The 25,828-nt window shown below is 69.5% G+C and carries 26 protein-coding genes and 2 pseudogenes; 18 read left to right on the top strand and 10 right to left on the bottom strand.

What is annotated here, in order from left to right:
• The first annotated feature begins 144 nt into the window (after window positions 1-144).
• The 7 genes from MOV08_RS02225 to MOV08_RS02195 all read left to right on the top strand — a co-directional run bounded on the left by MOV08_RS02225 (window position 145) and on the right by MOV08_RS02195 (window position 5,422).
• Window positions 145-498: a hypothetical protein gene (locus MOV08_RS02225; RefSeq protein WP_275305937.1), complete on the top strand. Its 354-nt coding sequence runs from the start codon at window positions 145-147 to the stop codon at window positions 496-498.
• A 388-nt stretch (window positions 499-886) separates the two neighbouring features.
• The gene (locus MOV08_RS02220; RefSeq protein WP_275305936.1) at window positions 887-2,071 is read left to right on the top strand and encodes a homogentisate 1,2-dioxygenase; all 1,185 of its coding nucleotides are present in this window, start codon (window positions 887-889) and stop codon (window positions 2,069-2,071) included.
• A gap of 24 nt (window positions 2,072-2,095) precedes the next feature.
• The gene (locus tag MOV08_RS44005; RefSeq protein WP_052286424.1) at window positions 2,096-2,521 is read left to right on the top strand and encodes an NADPH-dependent FMN reductase; all 426 of its coding nucleotides are present in this window, start codon (window positions 2,096-2,098) and stop codon (window positions 2,519-2,521) included.
• Window positions 2,522-2,611: 90 nt separating this feature from the next.
• Window positions 2,612-2,734: an alpha/beta fold hydrolase gene (locus tag MOV08_RS02210; protein ID WP_275305935.1), complete on the top strand. Its 123-nt coding sequence runs from the start codon at window positions 2,612-2,614 to the stop codon at window positions 2,732-2,734.
• Between the two features lie 307 nt (window positions 2,735-3,041).
• Window positions 3,042-3,503: a hypothetical protein gene (locus MOV08_RS02205; RefSeq protein WP_275305934.1), complete on the top strand. Its 462-nt coding sequence runs from the start codon at window positions 3,042-3,044 to the stop codon at window positions 3,501-3,503.
• 118 nt (window positions 3,504-3,621) lie between these two features.
• Window positions 3,622-4,425, top strand: a complete 804-nt coding sequence (locus tag MOV08_RS02200) for a DJ-1/PfpI family protein (RefSeq protein WP_338057127.1) — start codon at window positions 3,622-3,624, stop codon at window positions 4,423-4,425.
• 94 nt (window positions 4,426-4,519) lie between these two features.
• Window positions 4,520-5,422, top strand: a complete 903-nt coding sequence (locus MOV08_RS02195; RefSeq protein WP_275305933.1) for an ATP-binding protein — start codon at window positions 4,520-4,522, stop codon at window positions 5,420-5,422.
• A gap of 563 nt (window positions 5,423-5,985) precedes the next feature.
• Here the strand turns inward: MOV08_RS02195 and MOV08_RS02190 are convergent.
• Complete coding sequence (locus MOV08_RS02190) at window positions 5,986-6,900, bottom strand: hypothetical protein (protein ID WP_275305932.1); 915 nt, start codon at window positions 6,898-6,900, stop codon at window positions 5,986-5,988.
• Window positions 6,901-7,116: 216 nt separating this feature from the next.
• Window positions 7,117-7,986, bottom strand: coding sequence for a helix-turn-helix transcriptional regulator (locus MOV08_RS02185; RefSeq protein WP_275305931.1), 870 nt, complete (start codon window positions 7,984-7,986; stop codon window positions 7,117-7,119).
• Between the two features lie 131 nt (window positions 7,987-8,117).
• Here MOV08_RS02185 and MOV08_RS02180 point away from each other — a divergent pair, with 131 nt between their 5' ends.
• Window positions 8,118-9,146, top strand: a complete 1,029-nt coding sequence (locus MOV08_RS02180) for an aldo/keto reductase (RefSeq protein ID WP_275305930.1) — start codon at window positions 8,118-8,120, stop codon at window positions 9,144-9,146.
• A gap of 276 nt (window positions 9,147-9,422) precedes the next feature.
• Here the strand turns inward: MOV08_RS02180 and MOV08_RS02175 are convergent, their stop codons facing one another.
• Window positions 9,423-10,046, bottom strand: a complete 624-nt coding sequence (locus MOV08_RS02175) for a TetR/AcrR family transcriptional regulator C-terminal domain-containing protein (RefSeq protein WP_275305929.1) — start codon at window positions 10,044-10,046, stop codon at window positions 9,423-9,425.
• A gap of 117 nt (window positions 10,047-10,163) precedes the next feature.
• Here MOV08_RS02175 and MOV08_RS02170 point away from each other — a divergent pair, with 117 nt between their 5' ends.
• Complete coding sequence (locus MOV08_RS02170; RefSeq protein ID WP_275305928.1) at window positions 10,164-11,636, top strand: FAD-dependent monooxygenase; 1,473 nt, start codon at window positions 10,164-10,166, stop codon at window positions 11,634-11,636.
• 138 nt (window positions 11,637-11,774) lie between these two features.
• Window positions 11,775-11,984, top strand: a pseudogene (locus MOV08_RS02165) (hypothetical protein); the annotation flags it as partial.
• 103 nt (window positions 11,985-12,087) lie between these two features.
• Here the strand turns inward: MOV08_RS02165 and MOV08_RS02160 are convergent.
• The gene (locus MOV08_RS02160; protein WP_420834117.1) at window positions 12,088-12,300 is read right to left on the bottom strand and encodes a hypothetical protein; all 213 of its coding nucleotides are present in this window, start codon (window positions 12,298-12,300) and stop codon (window positions 12,088-12,090) included.
• A gap of 242 nt (window positions 12,301-12,542) precedes the next feature.
• Window positions 12,543-13,022, bottom strand: coding sequence for a DUF2332 family protein (locus MOV08_RS02155; RefSeq protein ID WP_338057375.1), 480 nt, complete (start codon window positions 13,020-13,022; stop codon window positions 12,543-12,545).
• Window positions 13,023-13,959: 937 nt separating this feature from the next.
• Between MOV08_RS02155 and MOV08_RS02150 the strand changes: the two genes are divergently transcribed.
• Window positions 13,960-14,658, top strand: coding sequence for an SDR family oxidoreductase (locus MOV08_RS02150; RefSeq protein WP_275305927.1), 699 nt, complete (start codon window positions 13,960-13,962; stop codon window positions 14,656-14,658).
• A 114-nt stretch (window positions 14,659-14,772) separates the two neighbouring features.
• On the opposite strand, the gene MOV08_RS02145 is transcribed toward MOV08_RS02150, so the two are convergent.
• A complete protein-coding gene (locus MOV08_RS02145; protein ID WP_338057126.1) occupies window positions 14,773-16,032 on the bottom strand; it encodes a hypothetical protein in 1,260 nt (419 codons plus the stop codon).
• Window positions 16,033-16,159: 127 nt separating this feature from the next.
• On the opposite strand from MOV08_RS02145, the pseudogene MOV08_RS02140 reads away from it, so the two are divergent.
• Window positions 16,160-16,347, top strand: a pseudogene (locus MOV08_RS02140) (transposase); the annotation flags it as partial.
• Window positions 16,348-16,759: 412 nt separating this feature from the next.
• Here the strand turns inward: MOV08_RS02140 and MOV08_RS02135 are convergent.
• Together MOV08_RS02135 and MOV08_RS02130 are read right to left on the bottom strand one after the other, a co-directional pair.
• The gene (locus MOV08_RS02135) at window positions 16,760-17,200 is read right to left on the bottom strand and encodes a cupin domain-containing protein (RefSeq protein ID WP_275305926.1); all 441 of its coding nucleotides are present in this window, start codon (window positions 17,198-17,200) and stop codon (window positions 16,760-16,762) included.
• Between the two features lie 31 nt (window positions 17,201-17,231).
• A complete protein-coding gene (locus MOV08_RS02130; RefSeq protein ID WP_039629036.1) occupies window positions 17,232-17,963 on the bottom strand; it encodes an SDR family oxidoreductase in 732 nt (243 codons plus the stop codon).
• Window positions 17,964-18,261: 298 nt separating this feature from the next.
• On the opposite strand from MOV08_RS02130, the gene MOV08_RS02125 reads away from it, so the two are divergent.
• The 5 genes from MOV08_RS02125 to MOV08_RS02105 all read left to right on the top strand — a co-directional run bounded on the left by MOV08_RS02125 (window position 18,262) and on the right by MOV08_RS02105 (window position 23,397).
• Complete coding sequence (locus tag MOV08_RS02125) at window positions 18,262-19,938, top strand: NAD(P)/FAD-dependent oxidoreductase (protein WP_039629033.1); 1,677 nt, start codon at window positions 18,262-18,264, stop codon at window positions 19,936-19,938.
• A complete protein-coding gene (locus tag MOV08_RS02120) occupies window positions 19,935-21,404 on the top strand; it encodes an ATP-binding protein (protein WP_275305925.1) in 1,470 nt (489 codons plus the stop codon). The genes MOV08_RS02125 and MOV08_RS02120 overlap by 4 nt, the downstream gene beginning before the upstream one ends.
• Window positions 21,401-21,754 (top strand): UBP-type zinc finger domain-containing protein, encoded by a 354-nt coding sequence (locus MOV08_RS02115; RefSeq protein WP_275305924.1) that lies wholly within the window; start codon window positions 21,401-21,403, stop codon window positions 21,752-21,754. Before MOV08_RS02120 ends, MOV08_RS02115 begins: the two co-directional genes overlap by 4 nt.
• A 42-nt stretch (window positions 21,755-21,796) precedes the next feature.
• Complete coding sequence (locus MOV08_RS02110) at window positions 21,797-22,765, top strand: alpha/beta hydrolase (protein WP_039629027.1); 969 nt, start codon at window positions 21,797-21,799, stop codon at window positions 22,763-22,765.
• 224 nt (window positions 22,766-22,989) lie between these two features.
• Window positions 22,990-23,397 (top strand): DUF3592 domain-containing protein, encoded by a 408-nt coding sequence (locus tag MOV08_RS02105; RefSeq protein WP_078875320.1) that lies wholly within the window; start codon window positions 22,990-22,992, stop codon window positions 23,395-23,397.
• Window positions 23,398-23,637: 240 nt separating this feature from the next.
• Here the strand turns inward: MOV08_RS02105 and MOV08_RS02100 are convergent, their stop codons facing one another.
• Window positions 23,638-24,117: a CGNR zinc finger domain-containing protein gene (locus tag MOV08_RS02100; protein ID WP_275305923.1), complete on the bottom strand. Its 480-nt coding sequence runs from the start codon at window positions 24,115-24,117 to the stop codon at window positions 23,638-23,640.
• Window positions 24,118-24,223: 106 nt separating this feature from the next.
• Between MOV08_RS02100 and MOV08_RS02095 the strand changes: the two genes are divergently transcribed.
• Window positions 24,224-25,090 (top strand): alpha/beta fold hydrolase, encoded by an 867-nt coding sequence (locus MOV08_RS02095; protein WP_039629021.1) that lies wholly within the window; start codon window positions 24,224-24,226, stop codon window positions 25,088-25,090.
• 339 nt (window positions 25,091-25,429) lie between these two features.
• Here the strand turns inward: MOV08_RS02095 and MOV08_RS02090 are convergent, their stop codons facing one another.
• A complete protein-coding gene (locus MOV08_RS02090; RefSeq protein WP_275305922.1) occupies window positions 25,430-25,795 on the bottom strand; it encodes a MerR family transcriptional regulator in 366 nt (121 codons plus the stop codon).
• Between the last annotated feature and the right edge of the window lie 33 nt (window positions 25,796-25,828).

Raw genomic sequence — 25,828 nt, 5'->3', positions numbered from 1 at the left:
GGCAACGCCCGATTCGTGATGGTGCACTCGGCTATGGGAACTCTCGGAACGCCTGCCTCATCCCCTGTGTCGTCTGTGTCACCTGTGCCGTCGAAGGTTAACGCGTTGCTGCTGAAGGCTGACGATCAGTAGGTTTGCGCCATCATGAGGACGCGAATTCTGCGGTTCGGCTTGTATGCAGACGAGCAGGGGCTGGCATGGGTCAGGGAAATCGTCGACCGGACTGTAGGTTCCCGGAGTGCCCGGATCATCACGGCGGATGTTGCACGCGCCTATCCCGACAGCGACCTGACGGCCGCTGAGATGTACGACTTTCTGGCGGAGCAGTGGGCCTTTGAACATCCTGGTCAGAACAGTGGCGAGCGGGAAGCGGTTGAGCTGCGCATCCACCTTGCGTGTTCCCTGCGGACATGGCGAGTGATCCGCAAGGCAGCAATCAAGACCTTGTGTCCGGAAGGAACAGCGCCCCACGCTTGCCGTGTTCCATGGTGCGCCTGAGCTGGTGCACGGTTCTCGGCGAAGGCCGGAAGGACGGCAATGCCCCTCCGCTTTCGATGGCACATCCCATGAGTTGTTCCTCCGGCTGGTCTCGCCTGCGTAGGCGCCCCAGTCACCGGCAGCGGACGGCTGCCACTTTACGGCGACGGCGATGTGGATGCCGAGCTTGCGGAGCCGTTCCCCCATGGCCCGGGCACTGATCGGACGGCCGGGCTGGCCACCGGGGAAGAGCCATGGCGAGGCCGTACTGGCGAGAACGGCACCCGCACCCACAGGGCGGGGCTGGGTCTCCCTGGCAGTACGGGGATCGGCGCGGCGTTCCAACTCCCGGCCGCGTCGTCGATCGTCGAAAGCGTCTCGCAGACGAACCCAGTGAAAGGGACGTTCCATGGAACTCCGGCCGATGCGCTCATGGATCCACCACAGCAAGGGCAAGGTCCTGCGGCAGGCGGGCACCACCCGCGACAAGCTGGGCCTGCACGAGGACATGATGACCCGTCAGGGCTTCGAGGGGCGCGACGCTCACCTGTACCGCCGCAACGAGCCGATCCGCTGGAAGCGGGCCGATGAGGGTGGGGAACTGCTCGACTTCGACGGCACTGCCGTGCAGCCCGACGACCTGGCCGACGCCGGCGGCTTCCCGCGGCCGATCGCGTACAACGAGGACGTGACCGTCTCGGTGAGCCGGCGCGGTGCCAACATGACCTACTCGGTGCGCAACGCCGACGGCGACGAGTTGTACTTCGTCCACCAGGGGACCGGTACCTTCTACACCGAGTTCGGCCCGATTCCGTACGAGCCCGGCGACTACGTCCTGCTGCCGAAGGGGACGACGTACCGGGTGCGGCCCGCGGGTCCGGTGAACTACTTCCTGATCTTCGAGTCGGCCGACGAGCTCAGCCTCGCCGACATCGGGCCGCTCGGCCGCCGCGCCCCCTTCGACCCGGCCCTCCTCTACGTTCCCACTCCCGCCCTGGACGAGCTGGGCGACGGCCGCAACGAGGAGGGGGAGTGGCCGGTGCGGATCAAGTCCCTCGGCGGCTACACCTCGGTCTACTACGACTTCGACCCGATCGACGTCGAGGGGTGGAAGGGCGACCTGTTTCCGTTCAAGATGAACATCCGGGACTACCGCCCGATCATGAGCGACCGCCTCCACGTCATGCCGTCCGCGTACACGGTCTTCATGACCAAGGGCTTCTTGCTGGGCAACCTCCTGCCGCGGCCCTTCGAGGCCGCCGAGGACGCGGAGCTGATCCCCCCGTACCACCGGAACATGGAGTACGACGAGTTCACCTTCCACCACGCCGGCACGGCCATGCAGGTGGAGGTCGCCCCGGCCAGCGTCTCCCTGGTCCGTCGGGGTCGGCACCACGGTTTCCTGGCCGAACTGCAGAAGAAGCTGCGGGCGAACGTCAAGCCCGGCGACCGGATCGACATGCAGATCATTTTCCTGGACGTGGCCAACCCACTGACCGTCGCACCGGAACTGCAGGCGGCACAGCGCCGGGGCGAGCACTACTCCGAGGGCACCGTCGCCAAGGAAGGCGCACCGACGCAGAGTTCGAGCTGATCGACCTGCTGGTACAAGCTCCCGTTGCTCGACGAGGCGTATCCGCCCTCGGCGGGGCGCTACAGCCAGCCGCACACCCGCTCCTGGGCGAGCACGATCGCCCGCTTCGACGGCTTCGTGATCGTCACCCCGGAGTACAACCGCTCGGTGCCAGGAGCGCTGAAGAACGCCATCGACTTCCTCTACGCCGAGTGGAACAACAAGGCGGTCGGGTTCGTCAGCTACGGCGGGTTCGTCAGCTATGGCGGGAACGGCGGCATCCGCGCGGTGGAGCACCTGCGCCTGATCGCCCCTGCCGGACCGTCCCCCGACCCGGCCGCCAAGGCAATCGTCGCGACGGTCTTCGCCTGCATCGACACGGCGACCGAACTCTGGGCCGAGAGCGAAGGGCGACTCGACCTGGCAGACCTCTACGACCAGTGCCTCGCGGCGGTCCGCGACGGCGGCTGAGACGCGTCGTTCCTGGTGTCCGGCCTCATTCGGTCTTGAACGTTGCCGGCGGGGCGCCGCCCGTGCGACCGACGGCAAGGGGAGACAGCGATGCGCAAAGTCGTTCTCGTCCACGGCTTCTGGCACGGAAGCTGGTGCTGGAGCCGCGTGGTGGAGCAGCTCGCCGCACGCGGCGTCACGTCCGTGGCCGTCGACCTCGAAGGGCACGGCTGAACGGCAGGCAACCCAGCGCGCGGTGGGACCGCCCGTTCGATCCCGCCGCCTATGCCGTGGAACCGTCCGCAGCCGCCGGCGTCACGGCGTCCTCGGCCGCAGCGATGCTCGTCGAGCAGACCAGGACGATCGACGGCGGCGAGCCCTGCGTCGTGGTGGCGCACAGCCAGGGCGGCACCGTCGCCACCGCCGCCGCCGAGCCGGCCCCGCACCTGTGCGCTCATCGTGTGTACGTGGCCGCGTTCGCCCCCGTCGCCGGTCTGCCTCCGTGGCCTACAACTCGGTCCCTGAGAATCAGGGTGAGCTGGTGCTCCGCCTCCTGCGGGCAGACCCGGCCGGTATGGGGGCGGTGCGCATCGACCCCGGCGACCGCGACGGCCACGCCGCGATCCGCGAGACCTTCTACGGCGACGTGGACGAGACGGCGGCGACGGCGACGGCGGCGATCAGCCTGCTCAGCGCCGACCGCCCGCTCGGCATTCCCACCGAGACCTTCACCGTGACGGCCGGCCGGTACGGCACCGTGCCCCACAACTCCGTGGTCTGCGCGAAGGACAACACGATCCCGGTAGCCCTGCAGCGTCGCCTGACAGAGGTACGGGGGAGCAGATCGCCGCAACCGGCCGCTCTTCGACGCCTCGCCAGGGGCCGGGCCCACTACCGGATCCAACAGGCCCGGCCCAAGAGCCGACCGTCGTGGTGCCGGGACCGCACCGGACGAAGGGCGGTGCCCCGCAGTTCGACGCCGAACAATCTGTGCTGCGGGTGAGCCGAGGTGGTGAACGGCTCCGCCGTGGTGACCGAGATGCGGTGACATTCTTTGACGGTCCTGTTCGCGGGTCCGTACCGTCGCGGACAATCCGCGCTCAGCTGGAAGGACAGCCGCCATGCACATCGCCATCCTTACGTTCGAGGGGTACAACGAGCTCGACTCCCTGATCGCGCTCGGCGTGCTCAACCGCATCAAGGCCGACGACTGGCGCGTCACCGTCGCCACCCCCGGCCCCAAGGTGACGTCCATGAACGGGGTGGTCATCGAGCAGATGTCCACGCTGGAGGAGGCGTGCGCCGCTGACGCCGTCATCATCGGTAGCGGCATCGCCACCCGTGAGGTCGTCGAAGATCCGGCGATCATGAGTGTCCTGCGGGGCCTGGATCCCTCGCGCCAACTCATCGCGGCACAGTGCTCCGGCGCGCTCGTGCTGGCCAAGCTCGGGCTGCTCAACGACATCCCCGCCTGCACCGACCTGACCACCAAGCCCTGGGTCATCGCGGCCGGCGTCGAGGTGCTCAACCAGCCCTTCTACGCCAAGGACAACGTCGCCACCGCCGGCGGCTGCCTGGCTTCGCACTACCTCGCCGCCTGGATCATCACCCGACTGGAAGGCAGGGACGCCGCCGAGGGCGCATTGCACTATGTCGCCCCGGTCGGCGAGAAGGATGAGTACGTCGAGCGTGCCTGGCGCAACATCACCCCTACCTGCCCACCCCCACACCGACGCTCGTCTGACGCTTCGACCACCCTGCCCAGGTCGACCCTGTTGCGGGCCAGCGGCTCCAGCGGTCCGTACCCGCCGGTGGCGACCCGGGCAGCCTGCTACGTCGGCCGCGGCCAGCACGATCCGGACCCGAAGCACCTGCCGGGCCTGTGCTTTCGCCGAGGAGGTGACCTGTTGCAGCAGCTCGTGTGACTCCCCGTCCAGCGCCATGGCCACCGCCGCCCCTATCCCGCCCTCCCAACCAGTGATCATGGCGGGATGCGGCCCGGTTCGGCAGGATGGGACCGTGCCGAAGAACCCGCCCGAGTCCATGCAGCACCACCTCCGCCAGCGCCTGAACGCCCACGCCGCCGAGCGCTGGCCGCAGTTGGCCCGGGTCCACGTCCGCTTCCGGACGGGCTTCGCCTACCTGGCCGGCGAGTTGAAGGACGGCGAGCGAGTGCCTCTGTGCCGCCTGCGCTTCACCGGAGTACTGCACACCTGGGGCTTCGCCCTCTACCAGGCCGGCAACGACAGCTACCGGGACGGCATCCTGCCCAGCGGCCTGCCGGCCGGCTCGGCGGAGGAGGCCCTGGACTGCGCGGGCGACCTCTACCTCAAGCCTCACGCGCCGGGCGGCTCCGGGCCGGCCCGCGTGCCGGCGGGACTCGTGCTCCTCGTCGGCCCTCCGGCTTCCGGCAAGACCAGCTTCGTGCGGGCACTGATCGCGGGTGGGCAGATCGATGCGGACGCCGTGGTCTCCAGCGACGAGATCCGCGCGGAGCTCTTCGGCACCTCACCTACCGAAGCGGACTCCGACGCGGACCCTGACGCGGCGGACGCTCGGATCTTCGAGGAACGCGACCGCAGGATCGTCGCCCGGCTCGCCGCCGGACACACGGCAGTCGCCGAGTCCACGAACGTCACCTCACAGGCGCGCGCCCGACTCATCGCCATCGCCAGGCGCTTCAATGCCCCGGTGACCGTGCTGCGATTTCCGCCTGACCTCGGGGCTCTTCTCCAGCAGCACGCGGAGCGGGACCGTACTGACATCACCGCCGCAGACGTCCGCGCCTACGCCGCAGTCATGGCCCGACACGCCGGGACTGACCAACTGCACGCCGAGGGCGCACACGCCGTCCACGACGTCCCCGGACGCCATCAAGGGGCCACGCCGGCCGAGGCCGCGGCCCACTTCTCGTTCACCTGACACCCCGACGCATCCAGACTCGGCTTCCCGAAGCCCCACGAAGTTCTGCGGAGCAGCACTGGCAACTGGCGGGAGCTGCGGGGGTGGCGCGGCCTCGGGCGAAGCCGCGCCTCGGGTGCCGTTGTTGACCAGCGGCAGTGAGCCGTCGAGGGTGACGTTGTCGTACAGGGTGCCGCTGCCCCAGCGCTGGTGGCCGCCGGCGTCGTAGGTGTCCTTGACCAGCGTTGCCTTGCAGTCGACGAAGGCGTTCGGGCCGGCCTGGCGGCCGTAGGTGATGAAGGCGTGGACCTTGGTGGCGGTCACCGCGCAGCCCTGGACGGGGCCGTCCCCGTCTCCAGTCCGCCGTGAGCCACTCGATCGCCGCCGCAGAATCTCCGACGCTTCGGCCCTCCCCGCTTTCCCCCCAACCCGAGCAGCAGGGCTGCTCGTTCGACTGCATAGCAGCGTCCGGTCTCAACGCGATGAAGCCCGCCGGCGCCATGTGGGTCGGCCGACGGTGCACGGCATTCGACGTCGAGGTTGCACTTGGTGAGGGCACCCGTTGGCGGGCTTCGCCGTCAGTGTCAACCCGGCTCTGATGCGTGGAGGGACGTTGGGCTGGTGCCAGCAGGGGTGCGTGGACGCGAGCCGACGAGTGATCTCAGCATGCCGACCCCCGCCACGACCGCAGCCAGGTGCAGCACCGCAGCGACGGCCAGGTCTTCCGGCAAGGGGACGTCGTCAGGGTGAGCCAGTGCCACGAAGAGCGTGATGGGCAGTTTCCAGCCGCTCCACGCGAAGAGTGAGCCTGACCCGAGCCAGCCGAGCATCAGCAGGAGCCGGTGGGGCCCTCGCGTGGGGTTTTGCCGGGCGAGCATCCAGACGGCGGCGGATCCGGCAAGGGCCCAGAGCGCACCCACGCCCGTCAGCAGGTACCCATTGGTGTCCCTCTGCGCCGGATGTGCGACTCCGAGGGTGCCGCCAACTGCCCAATATGCCCAGACAAGGCCGACGACGGCTGCGACGGCAGCGGCCCATGGCACAGCCCTACCGCTATCGTCCCCGACTCGCGCGGTGAAGGCTTCCGGCCAGCGTCGCCGCAGGTAGGCGGGGAGCGCAAGGGCCAGCCCCAGGCCCGTCCCGACAAAGCTGAACTGGATCAGTGCGCCCTCCCAGCCAGGCATGGCAGAGTCGTCGCCCCCGCTGTTCGTCGCGCCGCCGCGACCCGCATCCAGCACCGTACTGAGCACGGCATAGGGCAAGATCGACACGAGGAACCCTGCTCCCGTCCAGGTGCAAAAGGCCATCAGCCGCCCCGGTATCCGCATGCCCCAGGGCCGCACCAGGGCGAGCGACAGGGCGATACCGATCCCCGCCATGCCGAGGGTCACGGTGTTGAGGAGGATCCACTCGGTCAGGGTGAAACCCTCCCCGATCGGCGTCAGTCCCAGCAGTGAGCCGACGACCCATGACACCTTGATCAACAAGTAGGGCGACATCGCCAACGCCGCCCCGTATCCCGCGCACCGTCCAACCCGATCCCAGCGCTCCACCCGGATACCCCTTCCTCGGCAGGACCTCCAGCCTCGGGCATCACCGTGCTCGTACACGTCCGCCACGGGGAGCGTTCACCTCCGCCGGACGGCGGAGCCCGACCTCGTCCTCCGGGCGGACCGGGCGCGCGAGCTGTCCTCGCGGGCGCCCGGGGGGCCGAGCTAACCAACGGCGTCTGCATGAGGTGTGGCTCTTCCCGACAGCGCAAGCAGTGCCGCTTGGGACGGCGATTCGGGCTCTGCCGCGTACAGCAGCATCGTCAGTTCCTGGTCCGGTGGGGGCAGTCGCATTGCCTGGAAGTGCAGTTCCAGCGGCCCGTGCTCCGGGTGCTGGATGCGCTTGACGCCGTGTCCCTTCCTCTCGACCTCCTGTGACTCCCACAGTCGGGCGAACTCCGGGCTTTGTTCTCGCAGTTCGCCGACCACCTCGCACAGCCGATCGCTGTCCGGGGTACGGCCGGCCTGGGCGCGCAGTTCGGCGACGACTTCGCGGCGGATCTGCGCCGTCTCCGGGTGCCTGGCCGCCACGTCCGGGTGGAGGAACATCAGCCTGGCGATGTTGCGCTCCTCCGGCGACTGCCGCGCGAAACCGCACAGCAGTCGCCCGCCCAACCGGTTGTACGCCAGCACGTCCATGGCGCGTCCGTAGATCAGGGCCGCGACGCCGTCCATCGCGTCGAGCACCGCGTGCAGGCCGGGCCGCACGACCTGCGGTGCTTCCCGGACCGGGCGGCACGCGGTCCCGCCGCGCGCCGCCCGGTGCACCACGTTCCGCAGGTATTCGTGCTCGGCCGCGGTCAACCGCAGCCCACGGGCGAGGGCGTCCAGCACCTCCGGTGAGACGTTCCCGCCGCGGCCCTGCTCGATGCGTGTGTAGTACTCCACGCTGATGCCCGCCAGCCGGGCGGCCTCCTCGCGGCGCAGCCCGCGCACCCTGCGCCGTGTCCCGCCGGGCGGCAGGCCGACGTCGGCCGGGTCGAGGGTCGCCCGGCGGGCCTTCAGGAACGCGTTGATCTCCGGCTCGGCATGCATCGGACCATCTTCCGGCATGCCGGGGCCAGTCTGGCCCTGCGGGTACCAGGATCCGCCGGGTCTGGTTGGTGCGGGGGCCGGCGGCCAGGGTGGATTCCGACACCAGGTACACGAAGGGCATGGGAGCAGGCATGAACCGCAGGATCCTCGGCGGCACCGGCATATCCGTCAGCGAGTACACCCTCGGCGCGATGATGCTCGGCGCGTGGGGCACCAAGGACCACGACGAGGCCGTGCGCATCGTGCACACTGCACTCGACGCCGGCATCAACACCATCGACACCGCCGACATGTACTCCGACGGCGAGTCCGAGGTGATCGTCGGGAAGGCCCTGAAGGGCCGCCGGGACGACGTCGTCCTCGCTACCAAGTTCCACAACCCGATGGGACCCGACGCCAACCAGCGTGGCAACTCCCGGCGTTGGATCGTCCGTGCGGTCGAGGACAGCCTGCGCCGCCTCGGAACCGACTGGATCGACCTCTACCAGGTGCACCGCCCCGATCCGAACACCGACATCGACGAGACCCTGTCGGCGCTGTCCGACCTGGTGCGCTCCGGCAAGGTCCGGGCGATCGGCTCGTCCACCTTCCCCGCCGGGGAGATCGTCGAGGCCCAGTGGGTCGCCGAGAAGCGCGGTCATCTCCGCTTCCGCAGCGAGCAGCCGCCGTACTCGATCCTGGCCCGCGCCATCGAGCGGGACGTGCTGCCCGCCGTGCAGAAGTACGGAATGGGCGCGCTCACCTGGAGCCCTCTCGCGGGCGGTTGGCTGTCGGGCAGGTACGGCGGCCCCGACGGCGCGGCCCCGAGCGAGGCCACCCGGTCAAGTTTTCTGCCGCAGCTGTTCGACACGAGCCTGCCGGGCAACGCCGCCAAGCTCACCGCGGTCACCGAGCTGAAGAAGGTGGCCGCCAACGCGGGACTGACCCTGCCCGCACTCGCCACCGGATTCGTCCTCTCGCACCCCGCGATCACCTCCGTGATCATCGGCCCCCGCACCCACGACCAGCTCACCTCGCTGCTGGACACCGCAGGAACGGTGCTCAGCGGCGACGTCCTCGACCGCATCGACGAGATCGTGCCACCCGGCACCGACCTCAACCACGACATCACCCACTACGATCCGCCCGCGCTCAGGGACAAGGCGCTGCGCCGCCGCTGACCGGGACCGCAGGGCGTCCCCTCCTGGCCGGTGCCGGGTCGAAGCCCCAAGCCCGGGGGTGTCTGACTTGTTGAATCGGCCGCAGGAGCTCGGTCTGCAGCCGTAGCGTCCAGGGTGCCGGTCGGCATGGGCTCGTGTCGTGTCTTGCCGCCCTGCGGGCTGGCTCGTGATCGACGTGCCGTCGCCGCCCGGCACCCGCGAGGCGTGGCTCGACGGAGGCATGAATGTGCGTGACTGCCACGTCAAGTCGGAGTGCCCGCCGCACAGTTCTGTCCGTCAGCGGTCAGCTGGCCGAACCGGCCCCTCGACCCGGGGAAGGCCGGCGATCATCAGGTCGAGGGCGAATTCGAAGCGCTGGTCGAAGCTGTCGGGGCCGACGTGCGGCCGGACCGCGGCCAGGGCCGGGTAGGTGTCGGCCGGCACCTGGTCCGGGAGGAGGGCCGGTGCGGTCTGCTGGGCGGCCTGCTGTTCCTGGGTGAGACCTAGGGTCAGGTAGAAGATCGACCAGTGGGTCCACGCGGCCGTGCGTGGCGAGTGGCCGGCCGCCAGCAGGGCAGCGATCACGGTGTCGGCGTAGCGCAGCGTGCGGGGCTCGGCGGCGAACACGCCCGCGACCATTCTGGCGGCGTCGCGGTGGGAGAGCAGCGCCGCGCGGCAGCGGCGGCTCAGTTCCTTGAGCCGGTCGGGGAACGTCTCGGGCAGCGGCTCGTCGAGACAGTGCGCGAGGAGTTCGTCGGAGGCCAGTTCGAGCAGGCGGCCCTTGCTGGAGGCGTGCCAGCGGACGGTGTTGTGCTGCACCCCGAGCCGGGCCGCGACGGCGCGCATGGTCACCCCGTCCAGCCCGTGTTCGTCGAGGACCGCCAGCGTGGCGGCGACGATCTCGCCCTGTGTCGTACCCATCCGATGCGCCTTCCCGGTCGGCTTCCGTGCCTGGTGTCCAACCCCTGTTGTCCAATGGACAATTCTAGGGCATGCTCACTCTTGTCCAATGGATAAGAATGAGAGGGAGTGGTCGTCATGCTCGACGTGCTCATCGCCGGGGCCGGCCCGGTGGGACTCTGGCTCGCCGCGGAATTGCGCCTGCGCGGGGCGGAGGTGACGGTCGTGGAACGCCGGGCGGTATCGGACGGACGATCGCGCGCGGTCGGCATGCAGGCCGGCACGCTGGACACCTTCGCCACCCGTGGACTCGCCGAGCGGTTCATCGAACGGGGCACCCCGGTGCCGACCGGCCACTTCGGCGCGGCGACCACCCGGCTGGACTTCTCCACGGTCGGGGCGGTGCACCCGTTCATGCTGGCGCTCGGTCAGTCCGTCACCGAACAGCTCCTGGAGGAGCATGCGGTTGCCGTGGGCGCCCGGGTGCTGCGCGGAGAGGAGGTCGTCTCGCTCACCCAGGGGCCGGACGCCGTCGAGATGGTGATCCGGGCCGGCGGCACCCACCGGACCGTGCGGGCCCGCTGGGTGGTGGGCTGCGACGGCACCCGCAGCGTGGTGCGCCAGGCGGCCGGCATCGACTTCCCCGGTCAGGACACCACGCTGACCGGGTGGCTCGCCGACGTCGAACTCGATGACCCGCCCACCGGCCCGCTCGCCGCCACCGGGCCGGCCGGTTCGTTCCTGGCGGCCCCGATCGGCGACGGCGTCCACCGGCTGGCGGGCCTCTCCACGGCCACGATGCACCACGGCACCGGCGAACCGCTGACCCTGGAGGAGGTGCGCGAGCAGACCCGCACGCTACTGGGGCGGGACCTGGGCATCCGCAACCCCCGGTGGCTGTCGCGCTACGGCAACGCCACCCGCCAGGCCGCGCGGTACCGGGCCGGACGGGTACTGCTGGCCGGGGACGCGGCGCACATGTTCTTCCCGGCCGGTGGGCAGGGCATGAACCTCGGCATCCAGGACGCCACCAACCTGGGCTGGAAGTTGGCCGCCACCCTCCAGGGCCGGGCACCCGACGGACTGCTCGACAGCTACGACACGGAGCGCCGGCCGGCCGCCCGCGCCGTCATCGACAACACCCGCGCGCAGCTCGCCCTGTTCGCCGCGGCGAGCCCGGAGCAGATCGCGCTGCGCGAGGTCTGGTCCGCCGCGCTGGCCGAACCGCAGACCAATCGCCAGTGGGCCCGCCGGATCGCCGGCTTCGACGACCCGCTCCCCGCCGACACCGCACCCGGCGCGCACCCGCTGAACGGCACGCGACTGGCCGGCCTCGCCCTGGACGCGGCCGACGCACCCACCGCCCACCCGCTGATGCACCACGGCCGGCCGCTGCTGCTGGACCTCGGCGGGACGCGGACGCCGTGTTCCGCAGACGGCCTGGAACAGCGGACAGTCACCGTCAACACCGAAGCGGCCGATCCGATCTGGCGGGACGTCACCGCCGTTCTGATCCGACCGGACGCCCGGATCACCTGGGCCAGCACCGACACCGACCCGCAGCGCCGGGCCGCGGACTGCCTCACCGCCCTGCGCACCCTGTGCCGCTGAGCGCGCTCGGTGAGCCCACCCGCCGTACCCGCCCGGCGCCACTCCCTTACGGACCAGGCCGGATCAGCGCGCGACTCCCCAGCCCCAGCCGGGGGCACCCCCCTCCATGCGTGCATCGCACGGCGGGGCCACAAGCCCAAGCGCACGCACTCGTGGATGAACGACTACGGCAAGCTGCGGCGCTGCACCGAGAGAAGCGGCGAGGTCGTGGACTTCTGCCCCTACCTCGCCGCCGCCCTGGTCATGCTCCGCATGCTCATCCGACGTTCAACGCCGCGCTATCGCTGGGCCGGCCGACCCGCCACACGCCGCCTCAAGCGATCCGTTTGCTCACGGAGACAAGACTGACTGGGCATCAAATAGTCCATGCTCATGTGCAGTTTGCACCTGATGAGACGGGCCGCCAGGCAAGGGTCGGCCGCGCGGGACTGGCAGCCGATGCGGAACTGGGTCAGCCCGAGAACTCCCGCAGGGCGGCGTTGACGGCGGCGGGCCCCACGTGCTCGCGGTACGCGGCCGGCGCGCGCTCCCAGGTTCCGCAGATCACCAGAATCGGCAGGGCGGCGCCCCGGATCACCTCCAGCGGGATCTCCGCCTCCCAGATGGGCCGCTCCCTCATGGAGGTGGCAACGGCACGGAGCCGGCGCGGCGTGGGCTCGGGCATGGCCATCCCCAACCTCTCGGTGGACGCACGCGGCAATGGCCCTGGCGGTATGTCTGAACACGACTGTTCGAGACCGTCCGCGCTCGACCCCAGGTGCCCTGACTGCCCTGGCCATCGAAGCCTGAAAAGATCACTTCAGGAAGACCGGTGGATCGAGACCTGTGGATCAGGTGAGGGTCTGACTGTGACAGGCATGGGATATTCCACCAGTTGGCTCGGTCGCGCTCTACTGGCGGAGTACCTCATTCGCCGGAGACAGTCAGGCAGGCATCGCTGAGCCAGTGGAGGTGCTCGCCGTGGGGTCGTGTGAATGCGATCGGACGCTCGCCGAAGGCCAGCACGAAAGTGGCGCGGTCAGTGGGGGCCGGTACGGGCAGGAAGTCGAGCAGTTCGGGGAAGACACTCGCGGCCTCGTTCGAGATCCAGTGGTATGGGAGATTCCGCATCGTCCGTGCGAACTGGGCGCGGGCTTCGGGGGAGAGGTAGGTCAGGACCGCGCTGTGGAAGACCACGGGCATAGCCCCCGTGGGAGCCCGAGCCACCAGTCTGCTCACCGCCTCGTTCAGGTCGCAGAGCCCGGCCGATGCACCGACCTCGATCAGCGCCAGGGGCTGCGGCAGTGTGGCCAGAACCGGCAGCAAGGTGGCGCACCGAGCGCTTTCGTTCGTTTGCGTCAGTCGGACGAGCATGAGGGAGCTCACCTCGTCCCAGTGTGTCACCACCCACGTCAATAACTCGCCGGTCGAGCCGAGGGGTGCGCCCAGGCGGCGTGCGGCAGTCAACAGCAGGTTGGGCTGAGGTTCCTGCCCGGCCTCCCTGCCGCATGATCCGTGAGACCCGTGCCATGCGCGGGGGCATGACCGTCGGCGAGGCCCTCGACGTCGTCACCCACGGCAGCGGCCGCTAGCACCTGGCCTCCGTGGCGGGAGGGGCGATCTGGGCGTTGTACGGGGCCCGGGTGTCGAGAAGCCCTACGCGGACCGTGCTGTCGCGCTCGCTGTCATCGCACAGGGGCCAGACCGGTCCGGGAGCCGAGGTTGCTGGTCGATCCGAACCTGGCAATGGTCTGCCTGGCGGGCACGGACGGGAGCGTGGAGTTCCATTTCCACCACCTCCACAGCGCTGACCCGCAACAGACATGGCAACGTCTACGCGAAGACCGAGAAGGTCGGGCGGCCCGAGCATTCGTGCACTACCCCAGTGCGGACAGTCCGCACCCGCAGAGCGGACCCGTGCATGCAACGTGACAACCCGGCCGCATCCCCCGCCACCAACTCCACTACGACACCGGAAAGATGAGGGAACGACACCTCCAAACTCCGCGAAGTACACGCGAGACATGATGACAGCCAACCGCTGGTTCCTCGTGTACACCTCCCCTCTCACGCTTACCGGACCAGGAGCTGGAGCACAGCCCGGGCCCTGCTCGCCGCGCAGGGCTCAACGCGGGGGCCGGCAGCGCGAGTTCGGCCACTTCGTACGGCACCGTGGCCGCTCAACGGTGGCATACCGGCTCGGCGGGAAGATCGCTGGGTATAGTGCAGGCGTTTCGGGGAACCGGCGCCCCGGAGCCGGTCGACCGCACGCGGCACCTCGCGTTCATCGGCATCCGGGACCCTGTCGGAGCCCCGATGGTCACATCGTTGAGGAGGCCGTCCCATGGAACCCGTCACACTGATCACCGGTGGTTCGACCGGAATCGGCGCCGCCACCGCCCGCGCCCTGCTCAAGCAGGGCCACCGCGTGGCTGTCACCGGACGTGGTGCGGACAAGCTGGCCGCCTTCGCCGCTTCGGCCGGAGCGGGCGAGCGGCTGCTGACGATCACCGGCGACACCAGCAACGCGCAGGACGTCGCCTCCGCCGTGCGCCGCGTGATGGAGGCGTGGGGCCGACTGGACAACGTCATCGCCAACGCCGGATTCTCACTGCCCGGCAACCTGGAGAGCCACGACCCCGAGGATATGCGTGCCATGGTCCTCACCAACGTCCTGGGCCCGGCCCTGCTTGTGCGGGAGACCCTGCCGCATCTCAGGCAGTCCAAGGGACGAATCGTGATCATCGGTTCGGTCGCGGGGGTGCGCAACACGCCTGGCAACCTGTACTCGGTCACCAAGTGGGCCGCGCACGCGCTGGCCGAGAACACCCGGCTGCTGGTCGGCAAGGACGGAGTCGGCGTGACCGTCGTCGCCCCCGGGGTGGTGGACACCCCGTTCTGGGACGAGCGCGGCGGCACTCCCGAGGCGGCGCCGGTGATGACCGCCGAGCAGATCGCGGACACGATCGTCTTCGCCGTCAACCAGCCCGCGGGCGTGGACATCAACCACATCACCATGCGGCCGTCCGGGCAGATCGGCTGAGGCCACGCTCCCCACGCCACGACGACGAGACCCTCTCGGCCCGCTGCACGGGAGAAGACGACCTCTGCCAGAAGGTCCGGCCTCCCCGTGGCCGCCAGCCGATCGCGGACCGGCTCAGCGGGCGGAGTCGAACGCGCGCACCACCTGTGGCAGGGCCTTGAGGACCGTCGTGGAGTGGTCGAACTGCCCGACGTCGCTGAGCTGTTGGTCGGCCCCGTGGGAAGCCAGCTGACGTTGGCAGTACAGGGAGTTCGCATAGGAGACGTCCTTGTCGCCCCTGGCGTGGAAGAGGCGCACCGGGACTGCGGGCCGCCAGTCACAGGTGGTATCCATCACCCGCAGTTTCCGTTGCAGATTCCCCGTGGGGTTGCGCATCCTCCGGAGGAACTCTTCGGTGAACAGTTCCTTCGAGGTCGCCGGCAGCGCGGCCGCGATCTGCGACGCCTGGTGCTTTCCGTCGAACAGGGTGTCCACCGTCTTGTCGTAGGGGGCACGGAATGCCTGGTCCGCCGTGTCGTACAGGCCGTACATCCGGTTCCAGGCGGTGGCGAAGTAAGCGAGGTAGAGCGATGACCGGGCGACCTTGTCGGCTGCTGCTGCGGCCTCGAAAGCACTCAGATCGAACGGGCCGGAGATCGGGGCCAGCGCACCCGGACGAAAATACGGGTCGACGCCCTGTTGCAGGGCCCGTCCGACGAGCATCGTGGCTGGTCCGCCCTGGGAGAACCCGCTGACCAGTACACGCCGGTCGAGCGTGCGACCGTCCTGGCGCGCGAAGGCGCGAGCCGCCCGCAAGGCATCCACCGAAGCGCTGACGGTCGCCTCCGGGTTCCCGTACGGATGGGTCCCAGGGCCCTTTCCCAGGCCGAGGTAGTCCGGTGCGGACGCCGCTCGGCCGGTCGAGGCGAACAGCAACGCCGTGGACCGGTCGGTGGACCGGTCATTCACCGAGGCCACCTCCCCTCGGTACACCTGCGTGCCGTGCAGCCAGGACACCACCCGAAGATCGCGGTCATCGTTCTTCGGCATCGCGACCAGCTCACTCGCCGTGGTGGGCCTGCCCTTGATGTCGACGGTGCGATACACGATCCGGTGGGCCCGCACGCCGTATCGGGCCTGTGCCGCATCGATGCCGGTCTTCGCCAGACGGGCCACGACCTCCTTGGCGTCCAAGTCCGCCACAGCGGTCGCAGAGATCACCGATCCGCGTGCTGCGGGCTGCTGGTACGAGGGAGAGGCGGCAGGCGAGGCGGCAGGCGAGGAGGACCGCTGTTGGTCGTCGCCGCACCCTGTCACCGCCAGCACGGTCACGGCGCACACCACAGCGAGCACACCGCGCTTGGCTGATCTTCCATAGAGCCGAGAAAAGTCCATGACTGAACTCTGCCGCTCCCGGAACGCTCGGCACACTGGGACGAACACCCCACCCGTCAGGGGGATTTCCCCACCATGATCCTCAGAGATCGTCTCAACTGGCATGATCACAAGGCTGGTGGGCGTGATGGCGATGGTGGAGCGTCTGGTACCGGACGGGTTGCGGGAGTTGTTTCAGCCAGTGGTGCCGTCCGCTCCGGTGCGACCCAGGGTGGGGGCCGACCCAGGTGTGGGGACCGGCAGGTGCTGTCGACCATCGTGTTCGTGGCCAGGACGGGGTGTACGTGGCGTCAACTGCCGGCGGGCTTCGGTCTCCCACTCGCTCATCGGAACAGCATCCGACCGGCCGGCGGGCTGGTGACCGCCTCGTCCGGCCGCGCCGACCGCAACCCCCGTCGTCCGCCACCTCGGCAGGACAGCAGCAGAAGGTCTGGAACTTCGTCCCGCCCGGTGCTCTCTGCCTGGTGCTCTTTCGTCAAGTCCAACGGCTTTGCGACGCCGGTTGGTTCCGGATGGGGACGTGATGTTTCGCCCAGCCCGTTGGAGTTCTTGACCGACGAGCAGGCGGCTTCGTACGGGAAGTTCCGCGGTAGTCGGTGGCGGGCTTGACGATGTCGGTGAGGAAGCCGCGGCCGAGCGGCGCGTACGGCACGAAGCCGATGCGCAGTTCCCGGGCCACCGCCAACGCGGTTCGGAGCGGGCCTCGGGAAAAGTACTGCGGTCTCGTTCAAGCCCTTGGAGCTCGCAGGTGTTGGCGTCGGGCCAGTTCCTCGTCGTCGACCAGGGTGAGCATGGGCTGACCGGGCGCACACAACATGGTGACGAGGAACCGGCTCCAGGAGTCCGTCCGGTTGTTGCCGTCCTGGTAGTGGATGACATCGCCGCCCGGCTCCCAGAACGTCTCCCCGGCCCTGATCACCCGCTCGGGCTCGCCTTCCAACTCGAAGAGCATCTCCCCCTCCAGCACGTAGCCGAAGGCGGGTCCCGAGTGCCGGTGGGGAGGGGTGCCGGGATCACCGGGAGGGAATTCGACGAGAACCGTCATCACCTCTGCCCCCTCCGGAACGAACGGCGGTGTCGCCGACTGCAGCACGGTGAGCGCCGTCTTCCACGCTTCCGAGCGTGGCCGGCTCCCCGCGCCGCCCGCCGTCGGTTCGTCGTTCCCCATGGATGTGGCCTCCTGCGGTAGGCGGGCTGGGTCAGGAGAGCCAGTCCGTGTAGTGCGTGGGGGCGATACGGGCGTCGCCCTTGGTGGTGAGAACGTCGCCGCTGACGGCGGCGAACATGCCGGCGGTGCCGTCGGTGACGACGCTGCGACCGTCGGGACGGGCGTTCAGGGTGATCCGTCCGAGGTCGTCGAGGGGGAAGACGTCGGGCCCGCCGACGTTGAGAGTGCCGTTCAGGGGAGTACCCGCCGCGACTTCGGCGACGGCGTCGGAGACGTCCTGGGCGGCGATCGGCTGGATCGGGGTGGTGGGCAGACGGACGACGTCGCCCTCGGTGGTCCACGACAGGACCGCGGCGACGAACTCCATGAACTGGGTGGCGCGCACGATCGAGTACGGGACCGGCCCGGCCTTGAGGATGTCCTCCTGGAGGGTCTTGGCCCGGTAGTAGGCGAGGTCGGGTACCTGGTCCGTGCCGACGATCGAGAGGATGACGGCGTGCCCGACCCGGCACTTCTGGCCGGCGGCCAACAGGTTCTCCATCGAGGTCTGGAAGAACGCGAGGGAGGCGTCGTCGAACGTCGGGGAATTCGTCAGATTGACGATGACGTCGGCGCCGGCCACCGCCTCCTCCACACCCTGCCCAGTGATCACGTCGACGCCCGTGGACATGGAATGCGGTACGGCCTCGTGCCCTGCCGCGTTCAGCTTCTTCACGACCTGCGATCCGATCAGGCCCGTACCGCCGATCACTGCGAACTTCATCGGTCACCTTTCGTCGCGTACCGCTGGGTCATGCCCCCACCCTGCGACGGCTCGGTGCGCGGCGCACGCGGGCCGTGCCCGGCCGGCCGGTGCCCCCGTGACGTACCCGTGCTGCTGACCTCTGAGGCGGCACACCAGGTGGTGCGCAGGCTCGGCAGCGATCTGCCACCGTCAGGTCACCCGGGCCGCACGGGCCGTAGCAGCCGAAGCGGTCCGGCTCGATCGAACATACGATGGTCGGGAGCGGGCTCGGGCAGCTCGTCGTGCCGGCCGTCGGGAGCACGCAGGGCGGAGGAGCATGGCACAGGCCACCGACGCAACGCGGACCGTCATCCTGACGGTGGACGACGACCCGGGAGTCTCCCGTGCCATCGCCCGCGACCTGCGGCTCCGCTACGGCGGCGGCTACCGGATCGTACGCGCCGAGTCCGGCGCATCCGCGCTGGAGGCGCTGCGCGAGCTGAAGCTGCGCGGCGACCTGGTGGCCGTGCTCCTCGCCGACTACCGGATGCCGCAGATGAACGGCATCGAGTTCCTCGAACAGGCCCTCGGCGTGTACCCGGGGGCGCGGCGCGTGCTGCTGACCGCCTACGCCGACACCGACGCCGCCATCGACGCGATCAACGTCGTCGACCTCGACCACTATCTCCTCAAGCCTTGGGACCCGCCCGAGGAGAAGCTCTACCCCGTCCTGGACGATCTCCTCACGGCCTGGCGGTCCAGCGACTACCGGCCGGTACCCGCCACCAAGGTGGTCGGGCACCGCTGGTCCGCCCCCTCCTCGCGGGCGCGCGAATTCCTGGCGCGCAACCAGGTGCCGTACCGCTGGTACTCCTCCGACGAACCGGAGGGACAGCGGCTTCTGGCGGCGGCCGGGGCCGACGGCCGACGGCTCCCCCTGGTGATCACGCCGGACGGTACCGCGCTGATCGAGCCGGAGTCGACCGAACTGGCCGCCCACGTGGGGCTCGCGACCACGCCGACCGCCGCGTTCTACGACCTCGTCATCATCGGTGGCGGCCCGGCCGGACTCGGCTCGGCGGTGTACGGGGCCTCCGAGGGGCTGCGGACCGTACTGGTCGAGCGGTCGGCGACCGGCGGACAGGCCGGACAGAGTTCCCGCATCGAGAACTACCTCGGCTTCCCGGACGGCGTGTCCGGTGCGCAACTGACCGATCGCGCCCGCCGCCAGGCGAGCCGCTTCGGTGCCGAGATCCTCACCGCGCGCGAGGTCACGGGGCTGGAGGTGAACGGTCCGGCGCGCGTCGTGCGGTTCTCCGACGGCTCAGCGGTCGCCGCGCACAGCGTCATCCTGGCGACCGGTGTGTCGTACCGGCAGCTGGGGGCGCCGGGATGCGACGAGCTGACCGGCTGCGGGGTGTACTACGGCTCGTCCCTCACCGAGGCGTCGTCCTGTGAGGGCCAGGACGTGTACGTCGTCGGCGGCGCGAATTCCGCCGGGCAGGCGGCGGTGTTCCTGGCGCGGGGCGCGAAGTCGGTGACCATGCTGGTGCGCGGGGAGTCCCTGACGGCGTCGATGTCGTACTACCTGATCCAACAGATCGACGAGGCCCCGAACATCACCGTGCGGCCCCGGACCGTCGTCGAGGAGGCGCACGGCGAGGAGCACCTGGAACGGCTGACCCTGCGGGATACCGTGACCGGCGCCACCGAAGTCGTCGACGCCCAGTGGATGTTCGTCTTCATCGGTGCCGCCCCGCTGACCGACTGGCTCGGCGGGACCGTGCTGCGCGACGAGAACGGCTTCATCCTCGCCGGACCGGATTTGACGCCGGACGGGCGCCCCCCTCCCGAATGGGCACTGGACCGGCCGCCCTACCACCTGGAGACCAGCATCCCGGGTGTGTTCGTGGCGGGCGACGCGCGCGCCCGGTCCGCGAAGCGCGTCGCGTCCGCCGTGGGAGAGGGAGCCATGGCCGTGATGCTCGTCCACCGCTTCCTGGAGCAGTCATGAGCGCACAGGTCATGGTCTGCGACCCGCACGAGATCGGCTCGCTGTTCCTCTTCGAGAAACTCTCCCCGGAGCAGCTCGGACGGCTGTGCTCCGAGGGACGGATGGAACGGTTCGAAGCCGGCCCGGTGTACACCGAGGGCGACCCGGCGACCTGCTTCTACGTGATGGTCGAGGGAACCGTCGTACTGTCCCGCCGGGTCGGCGGCGACGATGTGGAGGTCAGCCGGACCTCGCAGCGCGGCGTGTACGCGGGGGCCATGCAGGCGTATCTGGGCGACCAGGTCCCGCAGACGTACATCAACTCGATGCGGGTGACCGAACCGACCCGGTTCTTCGTACTGCCCGCACAGTCCTTCGCGGACGTCATGCGGGAGTGGTTCCCGATGCCGACGCACCTGCTGGAGGGGCTCTTCTTCGGCTCCAAGAACACCCAGCGGGCCATCGGCCAGCGCGAACGCCTGCTGGCGCTCGGATCGTTGTCCGCCGGACTCACCCACGAGCTCAACAATCCGGCCGCGGCCGCCGTCCGCGCCACCGCGGCGCTGCGTGAGCGGGTCGGCAGGATGCGGAACAAACTGGCGGTCATCGCCCAGGGCCGCTACTCCCGAGAGGCCCTCGCCGAGCTCATCGAGATCCAGGAACGCACCGCCGAACGCGTCGCCAAGGCACCGGTGCTGACCCCCCTGGAGGCGTCCGACCGGGAGGACGAGCTCGCCGACTGGCTGGAGGATCACGGCATCACGGAGAGTTGGCGGATCGCGCCGGCCTTCGTCCAGGCCGGGCTGGACACGGACTGGCTGGACCAGGTCGCGGCGACCGTGGGCGAAGACATCCTGCCGGGGGCGATCGGTTGGCTCAACTACACGGTCGAGACCGAGCTGTTGATGGACGAGATCGACGACTCCACCACCCGCATCTCCCACTTGGTGGACGCGGCCAAGCAGTACGCGCAGCTCGACCGCGCCCCTCACCGGGACGTCGACATCCACGAACTCCTCGACAGCACGCTGCTGATGCTGTCCGGCAAGATCGGCCCTCGGGTGCGGGTGGTCAAGGACTACGACCGCTCCCTCCCCGAAGTACCCGCTTACCCGGCAGAACTCAACCAAGTGTGGACCAACCTCGTCGACAACGCGGTGGCCGCCATCGGCAGCACGGGCCACGACGGCACCCTGACGGTCCGCACGGCCAGGGAGGGCGACCGAGTCCTCGTGGAGTTCCGCGACACCGGCCCCGGCGTCCCCGAGGACATCCGCAGCCGCATCTTCGACCCCTTCTTCACCACCAAGCCCGTCGGGGAGGGCACCGGCCTCGGCCTCGACATCTGCTGGCGGATCGTCGTCAACAAGCACCACGGCAGCCTCCAGGTCGAGTCCGTACCGGGCGACACGCGATTCCAGGTGCTGCTGCCGCTGACCGCCCCCGAGACCGAGGCCGAAACCACGACCACCGAGGAGTCCGTATGACCGACATCGACGGCATCGCGGCGAGCGTCCCGCCGCGCAGTACCGGCTGCGCGGACTGCGACGCAGTGGGGGGCTGGTGGTTCCACCTCCGGCGCTGCGCGCAGTGCGGCCACATCGGCTGCTGCGACTCGTCACCGGCCCAGCACGCCACCGCCCACTGGAAGTCCTCCGGGCATCCCGTGGTGCAGAGCTTCGAGCCGAGTGAGGAGTGGTACTGGAACTACGCCACCGAGGTGCTGTACGAGTCCGGACCCGAACTGGCCCCGCCGACCAGCCACCCGGCCGCCCAGTCGACCCCGGGACCGGCCGACCGTGTCCCGCAGAACTGGCCGGACCTGCTCCATCCCTGAGAACCGGCGGCGAAATGACCAAAATAGACAGGGAGCGTTCCCATGGCTGCTCAGACCGCATCAATCGTCCTTGAGCCCGAGGCACAGGACATCGCCGACGCGACCTCGCAACACCCGTTCCTGTACGAGCTGGAACCCGCCGCGGCACGCAAGGTCCTCGACGACCTCCAGGCCGCACCGGTCGACAAGCTGCCCGTCGACGAGGAGTGGGTCACCGTTCCCGCCGCCGTGGGAGACGTACGGGTCCGCATCGTCAAGCCGCGGGGTGCCGCTGGAACGCTGCCCGTCGTGCTGTACATGCACGGCGGTGGCTGGGTGCTCGGCAATGCCGGCACGCACGACCGCCTGGTGCGCGAGTTGGCGGTCGGCGCCCGTGCGGCGGTGGCATTCGTGGAGTACACACCGTCGCCCGAGGCGCACTACCCCGTGGCCATCGAGCAGGGCTACGCCACCGCGCAGTGGATCGTCCGCGAGGGTGCGACCAAGGGGCTGGACGCACAGCGCATGGCAGTGGCCGGGGAATCGGTCGGCGGAAACATGACGGCCGCACTCGCCCTCATGGCCAAGGAACGCGGTGACGTCACGTTCGTACAGCAGTCGATGTACTACCCCGTCACGGACGCGGCCATGAACACCGACTCCTACGACCAGTTCGCCACCGGCTACTACCTGAGCCGCAAGCTGATGGAGTGGTTCTGGGACGCGTACACGGCCGACCCGGACCAGCGCGCGGAGATCACCGCATCTCCCAACCGCGCCGCCATCGGCCAGCTCACCGGCCTGCCGCCCGCCCTGCTGATCGTCGACGAGGCCGACGTGCTCCGCGACGAGGGCGAGGCATACGCCGCCAAGCTCCGCGCAGCCGGCGTGCCGGTGACCACCGTGCGCTACGACGGCACGGTCCACGACTTCATGCTGCTCAACTCGCTGAGCCAGTCCAAAGCCGCTCGCGGAGCCATCGACCAGGCCACGGCGTTCCTGCGCAACGCCCTCGGAACAGCCCAGGTCTAGGTGGTGCTGCGTCAGGCCCTCGTTCTGCACACCCGGGAGTTGCCTGCCCGACGACGAAGGAGGCTGCCGGCCCTTCTTGGCCTTCTTGGGGCCCCGCCACGACCGCGTAAGCCCGAGGAGCCGGTGTGCCCGCGCACCTTCGTGAACCATCGGGCCGGGTGCCGCGTCATCCTGGTACGCGGCCCGTGCCGGGTGGCGCTGCGCGAGGGAGAGCAGGGGGGCGGATGACGACAGGTGAAGTGATCGGTTTCGTGCTGGCCGTGTCGGCGAGCCTGCTGTGCCTGTGGGGCGGTGCGCGGGAGGCGCGGCTGCAAGCGCGGCTGCGTCGGCACGGCGTACACACCGAGGGGGTGGTGGTGGACCAGTATCTGGCGCCGTCGGACGATTTCGATGTGACGCCCGTCATCGAGTTCACCGACCGGCAGGGCCGACCCGTCAGGTTCACCCCCGTGGCCACGGGGAAGCGGTTCGGGATGGACCTTGGAACCCACGTGCCGGTCGTCTATCCGCCCGAACACCCCCAGAATGCAAGGGTGTTCACCCGGAAGCACCTCCGACCTACGTACATCGGCCTGCTCACCGGAAGCGTGCTCTTCCTCGGTGCCGCGGTGTGGATCGTGCTCACCAGCTGAGCTCGTTCTCCCTCCTCGTGCTCACCAACGGATCCACAGCCGGCTGCCGGGCCGATGGCCGCGCTTCGCCGGAGCCAGTGGCCGGGTGAACGCGGCGGCAGGGTGGAGGCGGGTGTCTTCACTCGCCGGGCTTTCCCGACCTCTGGCTCGGGGTGCGGAGGCGGGGAGAGCGCACCGGTTGAGAGGTCCGCGACGACATCCACGAGGCGTTCCCGTCATGGCCGCGTGGGGGAGGGCGGGTCAGCGGGTGCGTTCATAGTGGCGACGTGCTTTTTCGCGGTTGCCGCAGACAGCCATCGAGCACCAGCGGGCGCGGTTGGCGCGGCTGCGGTCGAGCAGGAACAGCTGGCACTCGTCGTTGGCGCAGGGACGTAGTCGACCGGGCAGCTGCTTCTCGGTGGCGGCCCAGGCGAGGACCATCTCGACGGCCAGCCGGGCGTGCGGGGGAGCCTTGACCGTCCACTGAAGACCATCCGAAGTGATCTCCGGGATCTGGTGGACCCCTTCGAGAAGCGGGCTCAACGCGGTGGGCGGGCGTTCCCCCCTCACTACGTCCTGCAGGGCGTCCCGCGCCTCGCGCAGGAGCGCCAGTTCCGCGAGGTCGCCTTCGCCGCCGTGCTCCCGCGCCCAGCGTCTGCCGTCGGCCGGGTCACCGAGCGTGTCCCGTTCCTCGCCGTTGACCAGTGGCCTGCTGTTGAGCAGATCCAGCAGCGCGTCCATCGGGTGCCACTCCCCATCTAACCGGATCGAATCCTTTGACAGGTTAGACCATCCCGTGCTTGCATGGCGATGAACTAACCGGACTAGGCGTTCAAAGGGGTTAGAAATGCATTCGGTGCACCATCGGACCGCCACTGTCGACGGCCATGAGATCTTCTACCGCGAAGCCGGCCCCGCCGACGCCCCCGCGATCATCCTGCTGCACGGTTTCCCAACCAGCTCGTTCATGTTCCGCGAACTCATCCCACTGCTGGCCGCCGACTACCACGTCATCGCGCCGGACCACCTCGGCTTCGGCCACTCCGCCGCCCCCCTCGCAGGGGAGTTCGCCTACACCTTCGACGCCCTCGCCGAACTCACCTCCGGACTCCTGGACCACCTGGGTCTGGACCGCTACGCCCTCTACGTCCAGGACTACGGCGCCCCCATCGGATGGCGCCTCGCGCTCCAGCACCCCGAACGGATCACCGCCCTCGTCACCCAGAACGGCAACGGCTACGAGGACGGTTTCGTCGAGTCGTTCTGGACCGACGTCTGGGCCTACGGGGCGAACCCCGGCCCCGACACCGAACCCGCCGTCCGCGCCGCGCTGAGCATCGACGCCATCCGCTGGCAGTACGTGCACGGCGTGCCCGACCCGAGCCTGGTCAGTCCGGACACCTGGCAGCACGACTTCGCCCTCGTCTCCCGCGAGGGCAACGACGAGGTCCAGCTGGCGCTCTTCCGCGACTACCAGAACAACCGCCCGCTCTACCCGCTGCTGCACGAGTTCCTGCGCACCAGCGAGGTCCCGGTCCTCGCCGTGTGGGGCCGCAACGACGAGATCTTCGGCCCGGCGGGCGCGCGGGCCTTCGCTCGCGACGCCAAGGATGCGGAGGTGCACCTGATCAACGGCGGCCACTTCCTGCTGGAGAGCCACCTGGACGTCGTCGCGGGTTACCTGCGCGGCTTCCTCGGGCGGGTGCTGGGATAAGTAGGGTCGGGGGCTGGAAACGGAGGTGCGGCGTTGGTCGCGTCGACGCGCTGCATCCGGTCTGCCGCGGATACGCGCGTGAGGTCCGCACCGGCGCTGCTGCATCGGTGCAGGCCCTCCACGCCCGCATGATCGGCCAGCTGCTCGCCGAACTTCGTGGTGCGAACGCCCTGGACTTCTCCCAGCGTTGGGTCGTGGAGCGCGCCCTCGCCCACCTGCACGGTTCCGCCGCCTGCGCATCCGGTGGAAGATACGCGACGACATCCACGAAGTGTCTTCCTCACCCTCGGATGCGCACTCATCTGCCGGCGACGTCTGAAGTCGTTGCGGCAGTAGCCTTCACCGGACGTGGGAGCAGTCGGCATCAGGGTCCTGCGTGATGGCGATCACGTCGTCGAGCCGATCGCGCACAGCGAGCAGATCGGTGATCCGCTGGTCGATGCGGACACGCTCGGCCACCAGTTGGTCCAGAAGTGCCGGGGGCGCTTCACCCGTGTCCACGCACGGCAGCACCTGGCGGACCACTCTGCTCGGCAGGCCCGCGGCGTACAGCTGTGGGATGAGCCGGACTCGGGGGACGGCAGTGTCGGGGTAGTGCCGCTGGCCGCCGGGGCTGCGGTACGCCTGGAGCAGATCCTGTTCCTCGTAGTAGCGCAGCGCTCGGACGCTCACTCCCGCCTTGTCGGCGACCTCACCGATGCGCACCGGTCCTCCTCTGCTCGGGTGGCCCGCTCGACT

Origin of the sequence: Streptomyces yunnanensis, assembly GCF_029011865.1 — a bacterium.
Classification (GTDB): Bacteria; Actinomycetota; Actinomycetes; order Streptomycetales; family Streptomycetaceae; genus Streptomyces; species Streptomyces yunnanensis.
The sequence above is the reverse complement of the archived record's forward strand: the minus strand, read 5'-3'. Positions and strand labels throughout refer to the sequence as shown.